This window comes from Staphylococcus sp. GDX8P114P-2 (assembly GCF_017892945.1).
GTDB classification, from domain to species: domain Bacteria; phylum Bacillota; class Bacilli; order Staphylococcales; family Staphylococcaceae; genus Staphylococcus; species Staphylococcus arlettae.
In genome coordinates, this window is sequence record NZ_JAESMB010000029.1 from 1 (window position 1) to 17,047 (window position 17,047).

General features: G+C 33.1%; 13 protein-coding genes and 3 pseudogenes. 6 read left to right on the top strand and 10 right to left on the bottom strand.

The window, feature by feature from the left end:
* The 3 genes and pseudogenes from ccrB to KA845_RS12455 all read right to left on the bottom strand — a co-directional run.
* Positions 1–1,265 (bottom strand): cassette chromosome recombinase CcrB (gene ccrB, locus KA845_RS12445; protein ID WP_210128160.1); only part of this gene is annotated, 1,265 nt, incomplete at its 3' end.
* A gap of 20 nt (positions 1,266–1,285) precedes the next feature.
* Entirely contained in the window at positions 1,286–2,635 is a 1,350-nt protein-coding gene (gene ccrA, locus KA845_RS12450) for a cassette chromosome recombinase CcrA (RefSeq protein WP_204174443.1), read from the bottom strand.
* A gap of 199 nt (positions 2,636–2,834) precedes the next feature.
* Positions 2,835–3,473 (bottom strand): annotated as a pseudogene (locus tag KA845_RS12455) (cassette chromosome replicative helicase); the annotation flags it as partial.
* A gap of 8 nt (positions 3,474–3,481) precedes the next feature.
* On the opposite strand from KA845_RS12455, the pseudogene KA845_RS12460 reads away from it, so the two are divergent.
* Positions 3,482–3,820 (top strand): annotated as a pseudogene (locus tag KA845_RS12460) (cassette chromosome recombinase CcrA); the annotation flags it as partial.
* 111 nt (positions 3,821–3,931) lie between these two features.
* Here the strand turns inward: KA845_RS12460 and KA845_RS12465 are convergent.
* The gene (locus tag KA845_RS12465; RefSeq protein WP_001631039.1) at positions 3,932–4,291 is read right to left on the bottom strand and encodes a ZIP family metal transporter; all 360 of its coding nucleotides are present in this window, start codon (positions 4,289–4,291) and stop codon (positions 3,932–3,934) included.
* Positions 4,292–4,497: 206 nt separating this feature from the next.
* Between KA845_RS12465 and KA845_RS12470 the strand changes: the two genes are divergently transcribed.
* The gene (locus tag KA845_RS12470; protein ID WP_000391495.1) at positions 4,498–4,824 is read left to right on the top strand and encodes an ArsR/SmtB family transcription factor; all 327 of its coding nucleotides are present in this window, start codon (positions 4,498–4,500) and stop codon (positions 4,822–4,824) included.
* Positions 4,825–5,126: 302 nt separating this feature from the next.
* Entirely contained in the window at positions 5,127–7,052 is a 1,926-nt protein-coding gene (locus KA845_RS12475; protein WP_204174442.1) for a heavy metal translocating P-type ATPase, read from the top strand.
* A gap of 1,105 nt (positions 7,053–8,157) precedes the next feature.
* Here the strand turns inward: KA845_RS12475 and KA845_RS12480 are convergent.
* Entirely contained in the window at positions 8,158–8,841 is a 684-nt protein-coding gene (locus KA845_RS12480) for a hypothetical protein (protein ID WP_210128162.1), read from the bottom strand.
* A 416-nt stretch (positions 8,842–9,257) separates the two neighbouring features.
* Between KA845_RS12480 and KA845_RS12485 the strand changes: the two genes are divergently transcribed.
* The 3 genes from KA845_RS12485 to KA845_RS12495 are packed head-to-tail and all read left to right on the top strand — an operon-like array spanning position 9,258 to position 15,151.
* Positions 9,258–10,772, top strand: a complete 1,515-nt coding sequence (locus tag KA845_RS12485) for a class I SAM-dependent DNA methyltransferase (protein ID WP_210128164.1) — start codon at positions 9,258–9,260, stop codon at positions 10,770–10,772.
* The gene (locus KA845_RS12490) at positions 10,762–12,045 is read left to right on the top strand and encodes a restriction endonuclease subunit S (RefSeq protein WP_210128166.1); all 1,284 of its coding nucleotides are present in this window, start codon (positions 10,762–10,764) and stop codon (positions 12,043–12,045) included. The genes KA845_RS12485 and KA845_RS12490 overlap by 11 nt, the downstream gene beginning before the upstream one ends.
* Entirely contained in the window at positions 12,029–15,151 is a 3,123-nt protein-coding gene (locus tag KA845_RS12495; protein WP_210128168.1) for a type I restriction endonuclease subunit R, read from the top strand. Before KA845_RS12490 ends, KA845_RS12495 begins: the two co-directional genes overlap by 17 nt.
* Before the next feature lie 49 nt (positions 15,152–15,200).
* Here KA845_RS12495 and KA845_RS12500 read toward each other — a convergent pair whose 3' ends face one another.
* The 5 genes and pseudogenes from KA845_RS12500 to KA845_RS12515 form a co-directional block, all read right to left on the bottom strand.
* A complete protein-coding gene (locus KA845_RS12500) occupies positions 15,201–15,422 on the bottom strand; it encodes a hypothetical protein (protein WP_210128170.1) in 222 nt (73 codons plus the stop codon).
* A gap of 205 nt (positions 15,423–15,627) precedes the next feature.
* A pseudogene (locus tag KA845_RS13065) lies at positions 15,628–15,711 on the bottom strand (JAB domain-containing protein); the annotation flags it as partial.
* Positions 15,712–15,730: 19 nt separating this feature from the next.
* Entirely contained in the window at positions 15,731–16,237 is a 507-nt protein-coding gene (locus tag KA845_RS12505) for a DUF1643 domain-containing protein (RefSeq protein WP_210128171.1), read from the bottom strand.
* Positions 16,238–16,250: 13 nt separating this feature from the next.
* Complete coding sequence (locus KA845_RS12510; protein ID WP_210128175.1) at positions 16,251–16,562, bottom strand: DUF960 family protein; 312 nt, start codon at positions 16,560–16,562, stop codon at positions 16,251–16,253.
* 95 nt (positions 16,563–16,657) lie between these two features.
* Positions 16,658–16,996 (bottom strand): SAUGI family uracil-DNA glycosylase inhibitor, encoded by a 339-nt coding sequence (locus tag KA845_RS12515; RefSeq protein WP_040030080.1) that lies wholly within the window; start codon positions 16,994–16,996, stop codon positions 16,658–16,660.
* Positions 16,997–17,047: the final 51 nt, after the last annotated feature.

Genomic DNA, 17,047 nt, shown 5'->3' on the forward strand with positions numbered 1-17,047 from the left:
GCAGATGTTAAGTCTGGATTGTCTTCGATGGTTTGAATTAGATTTTTAAGTTTAGTGTTAATTTCATCAAATTGTTGTTGTTTATAAGCAATATCATGGTTAAGTCCAGCTACATCGACTTGATTGTCTTGATTGACGCGTTCGACAACTTTTTGAATCACTTGATTACTTTTGACAATTTCGCATATTTGATCCATGACATATTTTTCGATGACATCGGCTCTAACACTATTCGCTGAACATACCTTTGAACCTTTGTTTCGAAAGTTACTACAAGAATAATAGCGAATACGTTTCTTAGTTCCATCTTTGAGTGTATTAGTGGTATTACTTGCCGCCATAGGCGCTCCGCATTGGGGACAATGAACGATACCTGTTAATAGATTAGTTCCTTTACCGTGAACTTGTGGTTTTTGACTGACTTGTTTTTTACGTACTTGAACTTTATCCCATAATTCTTGACTAATAATAGGGGCGTGCTTACCCTCAGATATGATCGGTTTATCATTCAGTCCTTTACGACGTTTTTCATTCCAATCTTTGTACTTCGCAAATTGAATTTTACCAATGTAGAATGGATTGGATAGTATATAAGTTATTGAACCAATACTGAATGGTTTGTTTTTTTTAGTGACATAACCTTTATGGTTGAGTGCATTAGCAATTTTACGATATCCATGTCCTTTCGCATATGATTCAAAGATGTATTTAACGATATTGGCTTCATGTTGATTAATCATGAGTTCATGTTTATTATCTGGTATCTTACCATAACCTAATGGCAAATTGCCTTGATAATAGCCTTCTTGAGCACGTCGAGTTTGTCCCATGAATACATTCTCGACAATATTATTTCTTTCAAATTCTGAAAAACTCGCTAGAATTTGTAGCATCAGTTTACCACTGCTTGTATTAACTTCCATACGTTCAGATAAGCTGAAGAATTCGACATTTTGACGATGAAGGTCTTCAACAATTTTGAGTAAGTCAGAAGTGTTACGTGCTAGCCGGTTTGTTTTGTAGACCATAACAGAATCGATCTGGCCTTCGTTCGCATCTTTTAACAAACGTTGTAGTTCTGGTCGGTTCATAGATTTTCCAGAGATACCTCTATCCGCGTATACATCTACAACAGCAAAGTTATTGAAATCACAATATTCTCGAATTTGATTGATTTGTCCATCGATACTATAGCCTTCAGTACTTTGGATTTCCGTTGATACACGAACATAGATACCGACACGTTTTTGTTTGAGTTGTTGCATGATTTTTTCATCCTTTCTGATTAAGCAATCGATGATTGTACCGCTTGATTAACAATGTTTAGTGGCTCATCTTTTAAATAGATGCCGCTTAGTTCTTTATTTTTAGTAATATGAATGACATCAATAAAGGGATATAACATGTTTAACGTGAAACGTTTTTGTATCACATTATGAAATGCGCTTTGGATACGCTTAGAATTGATAGATGTTAGCGTATTTTGTTGGTGTAAGTTTTGTATTTCTGTTTTGAATGTTTCTGCATCTATCGTTCCTTTGGCTAACTTATTGATGAGTTGTGCTTGGGTATACGTGCGCTTAGTTTCCAGTGTGTTTTGTTTTTGGATGTGTTGTTGAATGGCATCATTTATTTTGGAATAGACCTGTTGGTCTTGAAAGAAGTGTTGACATGTTTTTAAAACACTTGTTTCTATATCTTTAGCGTTAATCCCTTTAAAGTCACAGACAAAACGAGATTCATTCATATTTCGAGGACAGACATAATAACGTAATGTATTATGTTGCTTTCTTCTAATTGTCATATTTGTAAGTGTGGCGCCACAGCATGGACATTTGATTTTTTGTTTCAGTTGATTAGCTGAAGGTGTTCGTTTGACATGTTTTTCAGACCGTAAAATCTGCGCTTGTTCATAGCTACTGATAGAAATAATAGGTGGAAACATGTTGTCATATTGTCCATATTGATTGATAACGCGACTACAGTAATTAGGATTCATGATAATAGCGCGTACTTGGTAGGGTTTACGCTTGATATATTGATCATCTGTTTCTAGGTATTGCGCAATTTTTTTATAACCATAGCCTTGTAGGTAGTAATGGAATATTGCCTTCACCGTTGGTGCTTCATCTTGATTAATTGTGAATGTGCCATTGTGATAGGTATAGCCAAACGGTGCATGTGTCGTGATGAGTTTACCTTGTCTAGCTTTTTCTTTAAGACCATTTTTGACTTGTTCACCAATATTATCGGACTCTAATTCTGCGAGGCTTATGAATATATTGAGCTTTAGGCGATCAAACGCTTTATCCATATCAAAATAGCCATCATGAACACTTAGAATATGAACATGGTATTTTTGACATAATTTCATGAGTTTTAATGCATTTTTTAGATTACGATGAAGTCGATTCAGACGATAGCAACATAATACTTTACATTTTCCAGAACGAATCGCTTCTACCATCCTTTGATAACCCGAACGTTTTGTATGTCGACCTGTTTTCTTATCATCATAAAACGTCACATTAGACCATCCATATTGCTTAGCGGTATCCATAATGAGCGATTTCTGAGTAGCTAAGCTTTGTTGTTTGAGTGTACTTTGACGTACATAACCAATGGCTTCTTCCATGTTATACACCTCCAAAAAGATAATATATATTTGTGAGCAAATTAGAATGAAAGGTCCAACGTGCTTTTAACACGTTGGACCGTAATGATTAATTATCGTTCTGTAGCTCTTCAACGACTAAATCAGCTAGTAATTCAATCAATTCATCCATTTTATCTACTCCAGTACTCATATCGATTTATGTTAATACTTTATTTAATTAAAAATCAGAATAATCTATGACATTAGACTTGATGAACTCTACATCTGGTATTGATTCTTCGAACTCTTGTTTAGTCTTATTTTGAACTCTTCCATTTTCTTTGTTTAGTCCAAGAATTGATGCATACTCTGAATCTAACTTTAAATGATAAAAGACAAGTGACTGTTTCTTGCCATAGTCATCTTTGACTGCTCTTTTCGTAGTTATTCGATCACGGTCAGATTCGATATATCCTTTATCCCTTAGTGCATTCACGACATTGTTGACATCTTGGAAATGATTCTCTATCAACATATTTTTAAATACAGATGCAATGATTTTGACTTCGATATACTCATCTTTTAAGGCAATTAGTCCATGGTTCTCCATCATATTCTTTAACGCTTTGTCATCAGAAAACTTACCACGGTTTTGTGCTACAAATTGCGTAATGACTTCGATCGCTTTATCTGCCAGTGATCGTTCAGAGACTGTATGAGCATGATAATCAATAAAGTAGTCTCTTATTTTAGCGATATCAATATCTGTAGGTAAAACATGACTGAGAATCTTGGCCGAAGTAGTGATAGCTGCATAGCGCTTAAACATACGAATACCAGTATTATTTATTTCATCCTTCAATTTATCTTTAAACCAATGATGTAATTCAAAAACGGATCAAAAAACAAAGGGCCCTAGAAACTAGGAGCACACTTACACAAGAACAATTGATAGATAAATTAGCTAAAGGAGCCATCGATGCAGAAACGTTCAGAAAACAATCTCAATCGTTACTTCAACAATCAAAACCAACACTATCAATAAATGAGCAACAAATTCAAAGGTCTTTTGAAAATGTAATTCAACAACACTTCACGTTAAGCATGTTATACCGATATATTGATGAAATTCATATTTCTAAAAACAAAAGCCTTGTGGGAATCTATTTCAAAAATGAACCGCTAAACATTGTAAACCAAGCTACGCAATCATCGATTGCTTAATTAATGAAAGGATGAAAAATATGAAAGAAATGAAAAGAAAATCTGTAGGATGTTATGTTAGAGTTTCAACAATTTCTCAAGACATTGATAAATTTAGTATTAATGGTCAAATTACACAAATAAAGGAATATTGCCAACAGGGAAATTATGAATTGCTATACTGATAATTAAAAGTACCCCCGATCGAACGAAAATATCTTTTTGATGACTATTAGTGATAATTGTAATTTTATCCATTAATAGATGAATGGATTGGAATAATACTAAGCCTATTGCTATTCCACCGAGTAAAATTACCCACCCGCCTAATTCAATACTTTCCGGAATCATTTCAAAAAATAATAAGCCAATTATAAGGCCTGCACATAATGAATAAATAAAGCCATGACCACTTTGAAAACCTTCCATTATCCAAGCGAGTCCACCGCCAACACCAATTCCAAGTGCGGAAGCTAACGCCCGATCATCCATACTGCACTCATCCCACTATTCTTAAAAAGGCTTTGTTTATTTTACTCTAAAAAATCAAAACAAAATATATGAATTCATATTAAATATTATTTGATTCTTTATTCAGATTGTTATATCATATATATGAACATATATTAATATATGTAGATAAATAGTGATTATTATATATAAGGTTTTGAATTGAAACCTAAAGTGAGGGAAGGATAATGGAAGAAAAAAAGGAATTAGAGGAAGTAAATAATAAGGACTTAGATGATGAAACATTATTTGTCGTATCGCAAACATTTAAAGCGTTAGGTGATCCTACGAGAATCCGGATTCTCCATTTGCTCTTTTATAAGGAGTATTCGGTAAACGGTATTGCTGAAACGCTACATCTTAGACAATCAACAGTTTCCCATCAATTGCGGTTCTTGAAAAATTTACGGTTAGTAAAATTCCGAAGGGAAGGCACAACATTGTTTTATTCCCATGATGATGAACATACTATGAATATGCTAAAACAGGCGATCGATCACGCCTGTCATCACTAGTATTCCGTAAACCAGTAATGAGTGTTAATAATAATTCACGTCATTAATATTGTTATATGAAAAGGGGATTTTGCAATGGATATGGAAAACAAAAAAACAGAATGGAAAGCGTTGTATGATATCTCGAAGGAAAGTGAGATGGGTGTAGCAGAGAGGGTTAGTGAATACGGTTGATAAATTCATAGGATGTATTATTGGATACAAAAAGTTTGGATGTGGTCAATTAACGTCCTGGTTTAGTAAAGCTTACTGCGAATATATTGGAACCCGATATATCATATTTATTTAGAAAGGTGATAGAAATGAAAAATATTCAAGAGCAACAAGCACACGAAAGTCATAGCCACGATCATAGTCATGATCATGATCACGGAAAAATGCCAATTATTTCATATTTTATTGGCTTAGTGTTGGCTATAATTGGGCTTTTTTTAAGTGATGCAAATTTATTAATACAAAACATCTTATTTTCAATTGCCACAATCACAGCCGGCTACCATGTAATTATTCTCGAAGGAATTGGAGAGACAGTTGAAAATACTAAATTAAAGGGAAAATTCACTCCTAATTCTCATATTCTAATGGGATTAGCTGCAATCGGGGCTTCTCTGATAGGGAGTTTTTGGGAAGGAACCCTTTTGATACTTATTTTTTCCGGCGCTCATTTTCTTGAAGATTACGCTGAAGGAAGAAGTAAAAGAGAAATTACTAAGCTACTCGAAATGAACCCAACGACAGCTAAATTAATCCTACCTGATGGAAACACAAAAATTGTTGATGTCAGTGAATTAAAAGTTGGAGATCAACTCCAAGTGCTGAACGGTGATCAAGTTCCAATTGATGGGATTATTTTATCCGGTACTACCTCAATTGATGAATCTTCTATTAATGGAGAAAGTATACCGAAAGAGAAGTCTAAGGGTGACGAAGTTTTTGGAAGTACGATTAATGGAACAGGTACTTTTACTATGGAAGTCACTAAGGAAAACAAGGATACTGTATTCTCTAAAATTTTACAATTAGTTAGTCAAAACCAAGATAATCAAACAAAAGCTGCCAGTATCATTCAAAAATTCGAGCCTAAATATGTTAATATAGTTTTAATCGCAATACCATTAGTAATGTTACTTGCTCCTTTTCTATTTGATTGGACATGGTCGCAAAGTGTTTACAGGGGATTAGTGCTTTTAGTCGCAGCTTCACCGTGTGCTTTGGCAGCAGCTACTGTATCTGTAACATTGTCTACAACATCTAACCTAGCTAAAAAAGGCCTGCTTTCAAAAGGAAGTACTTACCTATCACAATTAGCGGATATAGATGCAATTGCCTTCGATAAAACAGGAACCCTTACGAACGGAGAACCTAAAGTAACAAATTACTATTTCACTCATTCTGTGAACGAAGAAAATATTATTGATATTATAGTCGCCCTTGAAAAGGAATCCAATCACCCACTCGCTAATGCTATTTTAGAAAAATTTGAAGTTAAAAATAAAATAGACATCGAAGTTACTAATCAAATTGGAAAAGGTCTGACAGGAGATTATAATGGAAAAAATTATCGTATTGGTAAGCCTACTTCTTTTGAAAGTGCTTCTGAAGAGTATACCCAGTTCAATCATGATTGGGCATCAGAAGGAAAGACGGTTGTATACGTAGCAGAAAATGAAGAAGTTATTGGGATTATAGCTCTAATGGATATTCCGAATGAGCATGCTAAAGAAACAGTTAATTACTTTAAGAAACTTGGTATCCACACGACTTTAATTACTGGTGATTCGGAAATGACGGGAAAAGCTGTAGGCGAACAATTGGGAATAGACGAAGTTATCGCTAATGTAATGCCTGAAGATAAATCCAGAATTATAGAAGAACAAAAAGAAAAATTTGGAGTTACTGCCATGGTCGGAGATGGTGTGAACGATGCACCGGCCCTTGTTAATGCTGATGTTGGTATAGCTATGGGGGGCGGTACTGATGTGGCAGTAGAAGTATCTGATTTGGTTTTAATGCAGAACAATTTATCTAAATTAGTACAGTCTCATAAAATTTCCTCAAATATGGGTCGTGTTATTAGGCAAAATATTATTTTTTCAATGGCAGTTGTTGCCTTTTTAGTTGTCGTTAGTTTGTTAGGATTAACTGATATTACAATCAGTGTAATTGTTCATGAAGGAAGTACTTTAGTTGTTATACTAAATGGACTTCGATTATTAAGATCTAAATAATGAACGAATCGATTGACATGAATGAACTTTGAAGTGTGGATTCTACAATGCTCCCATAACATTGGACACTAAAAAACAGAGCAATCTAATAAAGATGTTATGAGTAAAAACAATGCCTTGCATACCGTTTTTATCATACGGGCGGTCAAATAAGCAATTAAAGAGCATGGGAAGCATAAAATCATAAACAGTGACTTAAGGCAGCCAGTTTACATTCAAAAGTTAAATTGACTGTATTAAAAGTTTCGAAACGATTAATATCCGTATGGGGGCAAGCGTCGAGCCAAAGATAATGCCAGGACAGAGCGTCTTTTTCCGTTCTTTTAAGTGGGAAAGGTTTTACCTTCTCTAGGCCAAGACAGTCCCAGAGCTAAAAGGGCCAGTTGCTCTTTTTGGGCGTTTGTGAACGGTAATCGCAGGAAGGGGATTTTCCCAACCGCACCTGGTTTTCCATCACAATAAAGTTGGCGGCATTTGTTCTGATATTCTTGGGAATACTTACACTATGAATGGCCGTATTAAGTGATACAGGAGCTGCTATTATTGTAATACTGAATGCTCTCCGCCTTTTGAGGGTAAAAGAATAAAAGTAAGGATAACTAGGTAAAGCTGTTCAATCAAAAATTGAACAGCTTATTTTTCATCAAAATCAAAAACGTTTATTATAATACCTACACTTGTTCTGTTAAACGTACCGATTTTTTAACCTTATTGTATCAGTAATATCTTGAAACGAAGTAAGCGACTAAAATTTCTCTTTTATCATACGTTTATAAAAATACACTTTTAAGAACGGTTTGAAAATTTTTGAAATAGATCAAAATAATCTTCTGGTTAAAAAACCTGTAGATATGATTTCTCTCTTAAATTTTTGTTTGATTAGATTAGACCCTAATAAGACGCATTCAACATGTCTACACGTGAATTTAGTCTTTGAAAATGTAAGGACCATTATTATTATAAAAACCCTAGTATAAAACGATACGCTGAAGCATATCATAAATGATGCGGTTTTTGATAAGGTTCCCCTTATCAATGATATTGCTAAAAAATTATAGAATGAACTCTAATAATGAGCTCATTCTATATTTTTCATCACTCCTTTTTAACCATTTGGAAACTTAGTTAACTTGAGGTGTTTTTGGATAATATTATCTAGTTGCTGCTGTTCTTTATCTAATATACCTGTATCTTCTTTTATTAAATCTATTATCTCAATTATCTTTCTTTTATTTTGTGATGTCATAAATTCTTGTGTACCACCTATGATTAAACCATTGATTTCAATATGGTTAGTCTGGTAAAAACTCAAACCTTCATGTGTTATTTTATTTCTGTAGTCCCTCGTTTTACGATTACTTTTGTCAGGTAAATTAGGATAGTACTTTTTATTGCTACTTTTTTTATTATTTTGCTCGAAATATTCTCTAGCATCCTGAGTCAAACCTTTAGATTTCTCATCTTCACCATTATATAATCTTCCTACTTTATCTATATTTATATCATTAATATCAACCATTAATGTGAAACAGCGTACTCTTATAAGTATATCGTCTAAAGTAGTTATCAACCTTATTGAATTTGTTATATGATAATCTAATATTAAATTTCCCTTTAAATCATTATTTTCAAAGCTTTTAAAATTTTCTTCCATTTCTTCTTGTGCTAAAGCTAGAAAAAAGCGATTTCTATCATATGAAACCATCAAATCTGCAATATATTGCTTAGCTAAATTATCAAATATGCTCTTATCATCATACATAGTTTTGTTTACATCATAATTAAACATTTAACACCCTCCCTTGTTTTTTATATTACTAAATTTTTCTTTTACGTTATGATTTTAATAACAGAATATTTCACTAGCTATTTGAACGCAAAATTACTACTAATATACAGTATTATTGATTAACAATATCTACAATAACCATAATCATCGCATAAATAGTAGTATTAATTGTCACATTTATTGCACCATCCACCCCTATATCTCTTGTATAACTTTTTTAAATTATATTTTTTCATTAAAAGTTCCTTTTTGTATAATTAACTATATAATAATCTATACTTTTATAATTAGCTACTTAATTGTACTTACATAATATAACAAACAATATTTTTTACAGAGAAAATCACAAAGAAAGTCACATAAAGCTTTAATATTTGATATATTTGTGTAAAGGATAACATAGAGGTGGAATATAAATGGCGACAATTGGATTTGAAGAAAAATTATGGCAAGCTGCGGATAAATTACGAGGGAGTATGGATGCAGCAGAATACAAGAATGTAGCGTTAGGTATTATATTTTTGAAATATGTATCTGATTCTTTTGAGGAAAAATATGAAGAATTATTAAATGATGAATATGCTGATGAAGAAGATAAAGATGAGTATTTAGCAGAAAATATTTTCTGGGTTCCTAAAGAAGCACGTTGGCAATATATTAACGATAATTCAAAAAAATCAGAAATTGGTCAAATTATTGATAAAGCAATGATAGCAATTGAAAGAGAAAACGAGTCTTTAAAAGGGGTCTTGCCTAAAGATTACGCAAGACCAGCTTTAGACAAGGAAAAATTAGGAGATATTATTGATTTATTTACTTTCAAAGTCGGAGACTCTGAAAGTAAGAAGCAAGATGTCTTGGGGCGTGTTTATGAATACTTTATTGCAAAATTTGCGAGCGCTGAGGGTAAAAATGCTGGGGAATTCTACACACCAGCCTCAATAGTTAAATTGCTTGTTGAAATGATTGAACCTTATCAAGGTAGAATTTATGACCCTTGTTGTGGGTCGGGCGGAATGTTTGTACAGAGTGAACATTTTATCGAACGTCATCAAGGCCGTATAGATGATATTGCTGTTTATGGTCAAGAATCTAATCCAACAACTTGGAAATTAGCAAAAATGAATTTGGCTATTCGAGGTATAGATAATGATTTAGGTGATCATCATGCAGACACATTTCATAATGATTTACATAAAGATTTGAAAGCTGATTTTATATTGGCTAATCCACCATTCAATGCAAGTGATTGGGGACAAGAAAAATTATTAGATGATTACCGCTGGAAATTTGGTATTCCTCCTAAAGGCAATGCCAACTATGCATGGATTGAACATATGATTTCTAAACTTGCACCAAGTGGTACAGCAGGATTTGTATTAGCGAATGGTTCGATGTCTACAAGTTTTAAAGATGAATTAGAGATACGTAAAAACTTAATTGAAGAAGACTTAGTTGAATGTATAGTCACATTACCAGGACAATTATTCTATTCAACTCAAATTCCAGTATGTCTGTGGTTCGTGTCAAAAAATAAAGCTAAAAACGGTAAGAATGAACGACGTGGAGAAGTACTATTTATAGATGCTAGAAATATAGGAAGCATGGTATCAAGAACATTAAAAGAATTCTCAGATGATGAAATAAAAGATATAGCAAATGTCTATCACTCATGGCGTGGAACAAGCGAAAGTCAATATGCAGACAAACCAGGATTTTGTAAAGTTGCTAAAATTCAAGAAATAAAAGATAACGAATATATCTTAACGCCAGGACGTTATGTAGGATTAGCAGAAGTAGAAGAAGATTCAGAACCATTTGAACAGAAAATGGAAAGAATCACAGCAGATTTGAGCGAACAATTTGCGAAATCAAAAGAACTCGAAGACCAAATCCGAAAATCATTGGAGGGATTAGGTTATGGAGTATAAAAAACTAGGTGATTACTGTGAAGTCAAGGGTGGTAAAAGATTGCCTAAGGGTGAACAATTAGTAGAATATGAAACAAACCATCCGTATTTGAGAATCTCAGACTATTCAAACGGGAGTGTAAATCTTAATAATTTAAAATATGTAACAGAGGAAACGTTTCAAAAAATTTCAAGGTATATAATAAATGAAGGAGATATATTCCTTTCCATAGTAGGGACTATTGGAATAGTGGATTTTATTGATTATAAATTAGATAGCGCTAGTCTAACAGAAAATGCAGTGAGAATACGTTCGTTTAATGAAAGCGTTTTAAGCACTAAGTTCTTATCCTATTTTCTCAAGTCAGATCAAGGACAGAATGAAATGTTTATTAGGACTGTGGGCTCTACACAACCAAAGCTAGCAATCACAAGAATAAAAGATATAAATATTCCTATAATAGATATAAAATCTCAACAAAAAATTTCTAATATTTTAAGTACTATTGATGAGAAAATCACCTTGAATAAAAATTTAATAGCAAACCTTGAAGAGCTTTCACAAACACTATTCAAACGATGGTTTGTTGATTTTGAATTTCTTGATGAAAATGGTAATCCATACAAATCAAGTGGTGGAGAAATGATTGAGAGTGAATTAGGTGAAATACCTAAATTTTGGAATGTTGAAAAAGCAGAGGATATTTATAAAATTACAATTGGAAAAACTCCCCCGCGAAAATTAACCGAATTATTTTCTGAGAACGAAGGTATAGATTGGGTTTCAATTTCAGACATGAAAACTGAAGGAATGTTTATAAATCACACTAAAGAAAAGATTGTTGAAGAAGGTATCATAAACTATAAAGTTAAGGTTGTACCTAAAGGTTCAGTTTTATTAAGTTTTAAACTTACAATTGGAAGGGTAAAAATTACTAATAAAGAATTAACTACAAATGAAGCAATAGCTCACTTTTTTTCAGATAATATGCATCAACTATATACTTATCTCTATTTAAAGAACTTTAATTTTGAATATTTAGGAAATACTTCTTCTATAGCAACTGCTATTAATTCAAAAATAGTTAAAAAGATGCCAATATTAGTACCAAAGCAAAGAATATTAACAAAATTTATTAATAGGGTAGAACCATTTATGAAAAGTATTGATATTGTTCAATGTGAAAATATAAAATTAACGCAATTAAGAGACACGTTATTACCAAAATTAATGTCAGGTGAAATAGAGATACCTGATGATATCGAGGTGAATGAAGATGAACTTTCAATTTAGTGAAGGTGATTTAGAACAAGTTGCGCTTGAATGGTTTGAAGAACTTGGTTATACAGTTAAAAAAGGTCGAGAAATTAGTGAAACAGGTATTACGCCTGAACGAGAAAGCGATAAAGACGTTGTGCTTGATAATCGTTTAGAACGTGCTTTAAGACGTATTAACCCAGATTTACACAATAATGCTATTCAACAAGCAATACATGAAATTTCCATAGAAAAATCACCAAATTCAATTGAAAACAATCGTATATTCCATGAAATGATAACGAATGGGATTGAAGTAGAACACTATAATGAAGATGGGGAAACAATCAATGATTTAGTTTATGTATTTGATTTTAATAATCCAGAAAATAATGACTTCCTGGCTGTTAATCAATTGATTGTTGTGAATGGTGATGAGAATAAACGACCAGACGTTGTGTTGTTTATTAATGGTTTACCTGTTGTTGTAATTGAACTTAAGAGTTCGACTAATGAATCTGTGGGTGTAGAAGATGGTTACCATCAATTAGAAACTTATAAAATGAGGATTCCTCAATTATTTAATCACAACGCTATATTGGTAACAAGCGATGGGATTAATACAAAAGCGGGCTCTATGACTGCAGATTATGATCGTTTCATGACATGGAGAACAAAAGATGGTAAGACTGAGGCTTCGTCTACAATGGCAAGTTTAGATGTATTAATCCATGGCATGTTAAATAAAGAAGTATTATTAGATTTAATTCGACATTTCATTTTATTTCAAGATGATGGTAAAGGTAATATTGTTAAAATTTTAGCTGCATATCATCAATATTATGCGGTTAATAAAGCCGTTGTTCGCGCAATAGAAGCCACTTCTAACCAGGGAGATGGTAAAGGTGGCGTTATTTGGCATACACAAGGCTCTGGTAAGAGTTTGACTATGGTTTTCTTTTCGGGAAAATTAATACAAAAGTTAAATAACCCTACTTTAGTTGTGGTAACTGACCGTAATGACCTAGATAATCAACTACATAGTACCTTTGTAAAATCTAAAGGTCGTTCTGGTAAGGGATTATTAAGACAGACACCTAAACAAGCAGATTCTCGTAAAGAGTTGAAAGAACTATTATCAGTTGAATCTGGAGGGATTGTATTTACAACGATGCAGAAATTCGAACCAGAAGAAGGCAAAGTTACTATGGATGCTCTAACAGAACGTAGAAATGTCATTGTAATGGCCGATGAAGCACACCGTACACAATACGGTTTTAGCGCATCTTACGACGAAAAAGGTGAAGGTATTAAATATGGTTATGCCAAATATTTAAGAGATGCTTTACCTAATGCTTCATTTGTTGGATTCACTGGAACGCCTGTATCTTCGACAGACAAAAATACACAGATGGTTTTTGGAAATTACATTGATGTGTATGATATGACGCAAGCTGTTGAAGACGGTAGTACGGTTAAAATATATTATGAAAGTCGAATAATCCCATTAAATTTACCTACAGATTTAGATATTGATGCAGCTTATGATGATATTACTTCCGGACAAGAAGACGATGTCAAAACACGATTAAAGTCTAAATGGTCTCGAATAGAAGCATTATCAGGCTCAGAACAACGTGTTCATTCTTTAGCAACTGATATTATCAATCACTTTGAAACAAGACAAAAAGCGATGAAAGGTAAAGGCATGATTGTCACAATGAGTCGCCGTATAGCGGTTGATTTATATGATGAAATTGTAAGGTTAAAACCTGAATGGCATTCAGATGATGATAACCAAGGTGTTATCAAAGTTGTGATGACAGGTTCCTCAAGCGACCCTAAAAACTTCCAAAGACACATTGGTCCTAAAAAAAGAAGAAACTTACTGGAAAGCCGTATGAAAGATGTTGAAGATGAACTACAACTCGTTATCGTGAGAGATATGTGGTTAACAGGTTTTGATGTACCCTCTATGCACACGATGTATATCGATAAGCCTATGCAAGGTCATAACTTAATGCAAGCCATTGCACGTGTGAATAGAGTATTTAAAGACAAACCAGGTGGTCTTATTGTGGACTATGTAGGTATCGCTGAAAGTCTTAAAGAAGCTTTAAAAGAGTATACAGATTCTGATAAAGAACAAACCGGTGTGGACACAGATAAAGCTTTAGAAATTATGTTAATGAAATACGATGTTATCCAAGATATGTTATATAATCATGATTATTCTGACTTCGAATCAGATAAAAAATCTAATCGATATAATGTCATCTCAAATACGATGGATTATGTAATTGGCTTAGGCGAAGAAGAAAGACAAAGATTTGTGAATACAGTCACTGAACTTGGCAAAGCTTTCGCTTTATGTGCAACAGAGGAAGCAGCTCAAGAATTAAATAGTGAAATTGCATTCTTAAAAGCCGTTAAAGCAGGAATCGTTAAATTATTAGCGCCCCCAACTGAAGACGATGCCACTAATAAGTCTCCCGCTGAAGTTGAAGCTGAAATTAATCAATTGATATCAAAATCCGTTGTAACTGAAGAAGTTGTAGATATATATCAAACACTCGGTTTAGAAAACCCAGATATATCAATTTTATCTGATGATTTCTTAAAAGATGTAGAAGGACTACAACAGAAAAATGTAGCAGTTGAATTATTGAATAAGTTACTTAAAGGGCAAGTTAAGTCATTAATGAAAACGAACGCAACCGTATCTAAACAATTTTCTGAGATGCTAGGTAAATCTATTCAAAAATACAACAATCGGTCTATAGAAGCTTCTAAAGTTATTGAAGAATTAATACAAATGGCAAAAGAAATTAATCAAGAGCAACAACGAGGAAAAGATTTAGGTTTAAGTACAGAAGAAATTGCTTTTTATGATGCATTAGCTTCACATGAAACAGCTAAAGAAGCTTTGGGCGATAAAGAGTTAAGAGCCATTGCACATGAGTTAACTAAAACAGTTAAGGATAACATGAGTGTTGATTGGTCTAAACGAGACAGTGCTAAAGCTAAAATGAGAGTTCAAGTTAGACGCCTATTAAAGAAATATGGCTATCCACCAGATCTTCAAAAAATGGCTGTGGAACAAGTTGTAGAGCAAGCAGAATTAATGGCAAGTCAGCAATAAAAAAATAAATCATAATGCGGTTAGAGAAACATTTCTCTAACCGCATTTATTAGTATCCTCGTTCAATTAATTTTTGTTTTTCCTTCTCAAGTTCAGGAATATCTTCTTGATCTGGTAATGCATCTATATAATCTAGTCCTAGATGATTTAATGCTGTTTCTAAATCAACATCCTCGCTTTCCATGTACCTCCAAACTTTCAAACTAGTATATTCATTATAAACCTCATTGTAATGGTAATTACCAACAATCGTTTTATCACCCTTCGCCATATAATTAAGCTTATTCTAAACTAAAGGTCAATATTGGTCAACGTTTTATTCTTAATTAATTTTCCATCATCATACACTATAAATGAGTTAGTGACTGAACCTTTCTTGTATATAATTTTCCAGCTAATTATAATTAGAGTAAAATAAATGTATCATCTATGCATTATTAAAAAACTCTATTTGAATACTTTACAATTTGGTGGGTACTCGTAATTCGTCTTTTAAGATAACTCAAAGTATCTATTTTAATCATTTGCAGTGAAACGATGTTGATTTGTTTTGTTTCCATATTGACCTCCATGTATTTGCTATGATTTCAAAATCCATTTTTGACGTGCCTTAGGGTTGAGTGGATGCATAATTTCATTCGTTTCTGGGTTGATGAGTTGTTTCACTTTCTTTTTATGTGGTTTCAACATCTCTAAAATTTCATTTACACGTGCTTCAATAACTGGCTTCTTAGCATAGGAGCCCCAAGCTAATATCACTTCGTCAGATTCTTTCACTGCTTTCATAATTTGAATATCTGTATGCTTATCATAGGCATTTTCCAGATGTTTTAGGTTGATTGGTGTCGTTATATTAGAGTATAGGTTCACAAAATGGATTGAACCAAATACATCCATTTCTGAAACTTTGTTCATAATCAGTTGTGTTGTTAGGTCAATATTGAGAATGCCATCATAGTGCGGATACATCGTGATGATTGTAAGTGTTTGTTTTTCACTGTCCCATGTCTTTGTTAGTAAGTAGCGGTGAGTTCTCTTTTCGTCAAATATTGCAGTAGTGACAAGTGTATTTGTGATATTTTCCATTGATTTTATCTCCTTAATATTCATTTGGTAATAACATAATGTAATAAGAAAGGTCTATATCATCTTCACGGATAATGTAGACCTTATTGATATTGATAGGTTGATTGATATTTGCCTTTTGAGTTTTCACATACGCTGGTCGTTCTTGTTTGTGTTTGATATATAATTGATTGCGATGTGTATTGAACTGGAATATATGAAAATAATCTACTAAGGTATTATCTTTGGTTTGTTCTTGTTCTCGCTCAGATACGAGTTGCCATAATTGGTGTTGTAAGATATTAGGTAAGTTGTTGGCGATACCCCGGGTGATATATCTATTCATAAGAGACTTCCTTTCGTTCTGACTCTTTCATCCAAATGATGATTTCACTTAGTATTGTAATGACTAATTGTGTAATTTTGATGTATTTATGCATATTATTGTCCTCCTGTTAGTAAGTATCGTTGATCCAAAAGAGGCATGATAGTGTTGTGTAGGTATAAGAAATCCATATCGTGATTTTCGTCGATATAACCGATGGCTATGAGCTGTTTCTGATAGTAGAGAATGAAAGGATAGAGATTGCTTTCGTGAAGTGTGTCAGAGTAGTAGGTATTAGTCTGAAGTATTTTATTACTGAGTGGGCCAAGTCTTACATATTGATTGGGTAAGATATCATCAGCGATTTCCTCGATAGATTCGCAGTGCCACACTTCGTCCTTTGGCAGATTGAATAAGTTGGTTATATAGTGCTTGAGTTGTTGTTCTAGTGTCATTGTTATGACCTCCTAATGTATTGGATTGACGTATGCATGTGATACATCATT

Excerpts from the sequence above, each read along its gene's own strand:
- ccrA (WP_204174443.1), bottom strand. The coding sequence starts at position 2,635 with ATGGAAGAAGCCATTGGTTATGTACGTCAAAGTACACTCAAACAACAA.
- KA845_RS12465 (WP_001631039.1), bottom strand. The coding sequence starts at position 4,291 with ATGGATGATCGGGCGTTAGCTTCCGCACTTGGAATTGGTGTTGGCGGT.
- KA845_RS12470 (WP_000391495.1), top strand. The coding sequence starts at position 4,498 with ATGGAAGAAAAAAAGGAATTAGAGGAAGTAAATAATAAGGACTTAGAT.
- KA845_RS12475 (WP_204174442.1), top strand. The coding sequence starts at position 5,127 with ATGAAAAATATTCAAGAGCAACAAGCACACGAAAGTCATAGCCACGAT.
- KA845_RS12480 (WP_210128162.1), bottom strand. The coding sequence starts at position 8,841 with ATGTTTAATTATGATGTAAACAAAACTATGTATGATGATAAGAGCATA.
- KA845_RS12485 (WP_210128164.1), top strand. The coding sequence starts at position 9,258 with ATGGCGACAATTGGATTTGAAGAAAAATTATGGCAAGCTGCGGATAAA.
- KA845_RS12490 (WP_210128166.1), top strand. The coding sequence starts at position 10,762 with ATGGAGTATAAAAAACTAGGTGATTACTGTGAAGTCAAGGGTGGTAAA.
- KA845_RS12495 (WP_210128168.1), top strand. The coding sequence starts at position 12,029 with ATGAACTTTCAATTTAGTGAAGGTGATTTAGAACAAGTTGCGCTTGAA.
- KA845_RS12500 (WP_210128170.1), bottom strand. The coding sequence starts at position 15,422 with ATGGCGAAGGGTGATAAAACGATTGTTGGTAATTACCATTACAATGAG.
- KA845_RS12505 (WP_210128171.1), bottom strand. The coding sequence starts at position 16,237 with ATGGAAAATATCACAAATACACTTGTCACTACTGCAATATTTGACGAA.
- KA845_RS12510 (WP_210128175.1), bottom strand. The coding sequence starts at position 16,562 with ATGAATAGATATATCACCCGGGGTATCGCCAACAACTTACCTAATATC.
- KA845_RS12515 (WP_040030080.1), bottom strand. The coding sequence starts at position 16,996 with ATGACACTAGAACAACAACTCAAGCACTATATAACCAACTTATTCAAT.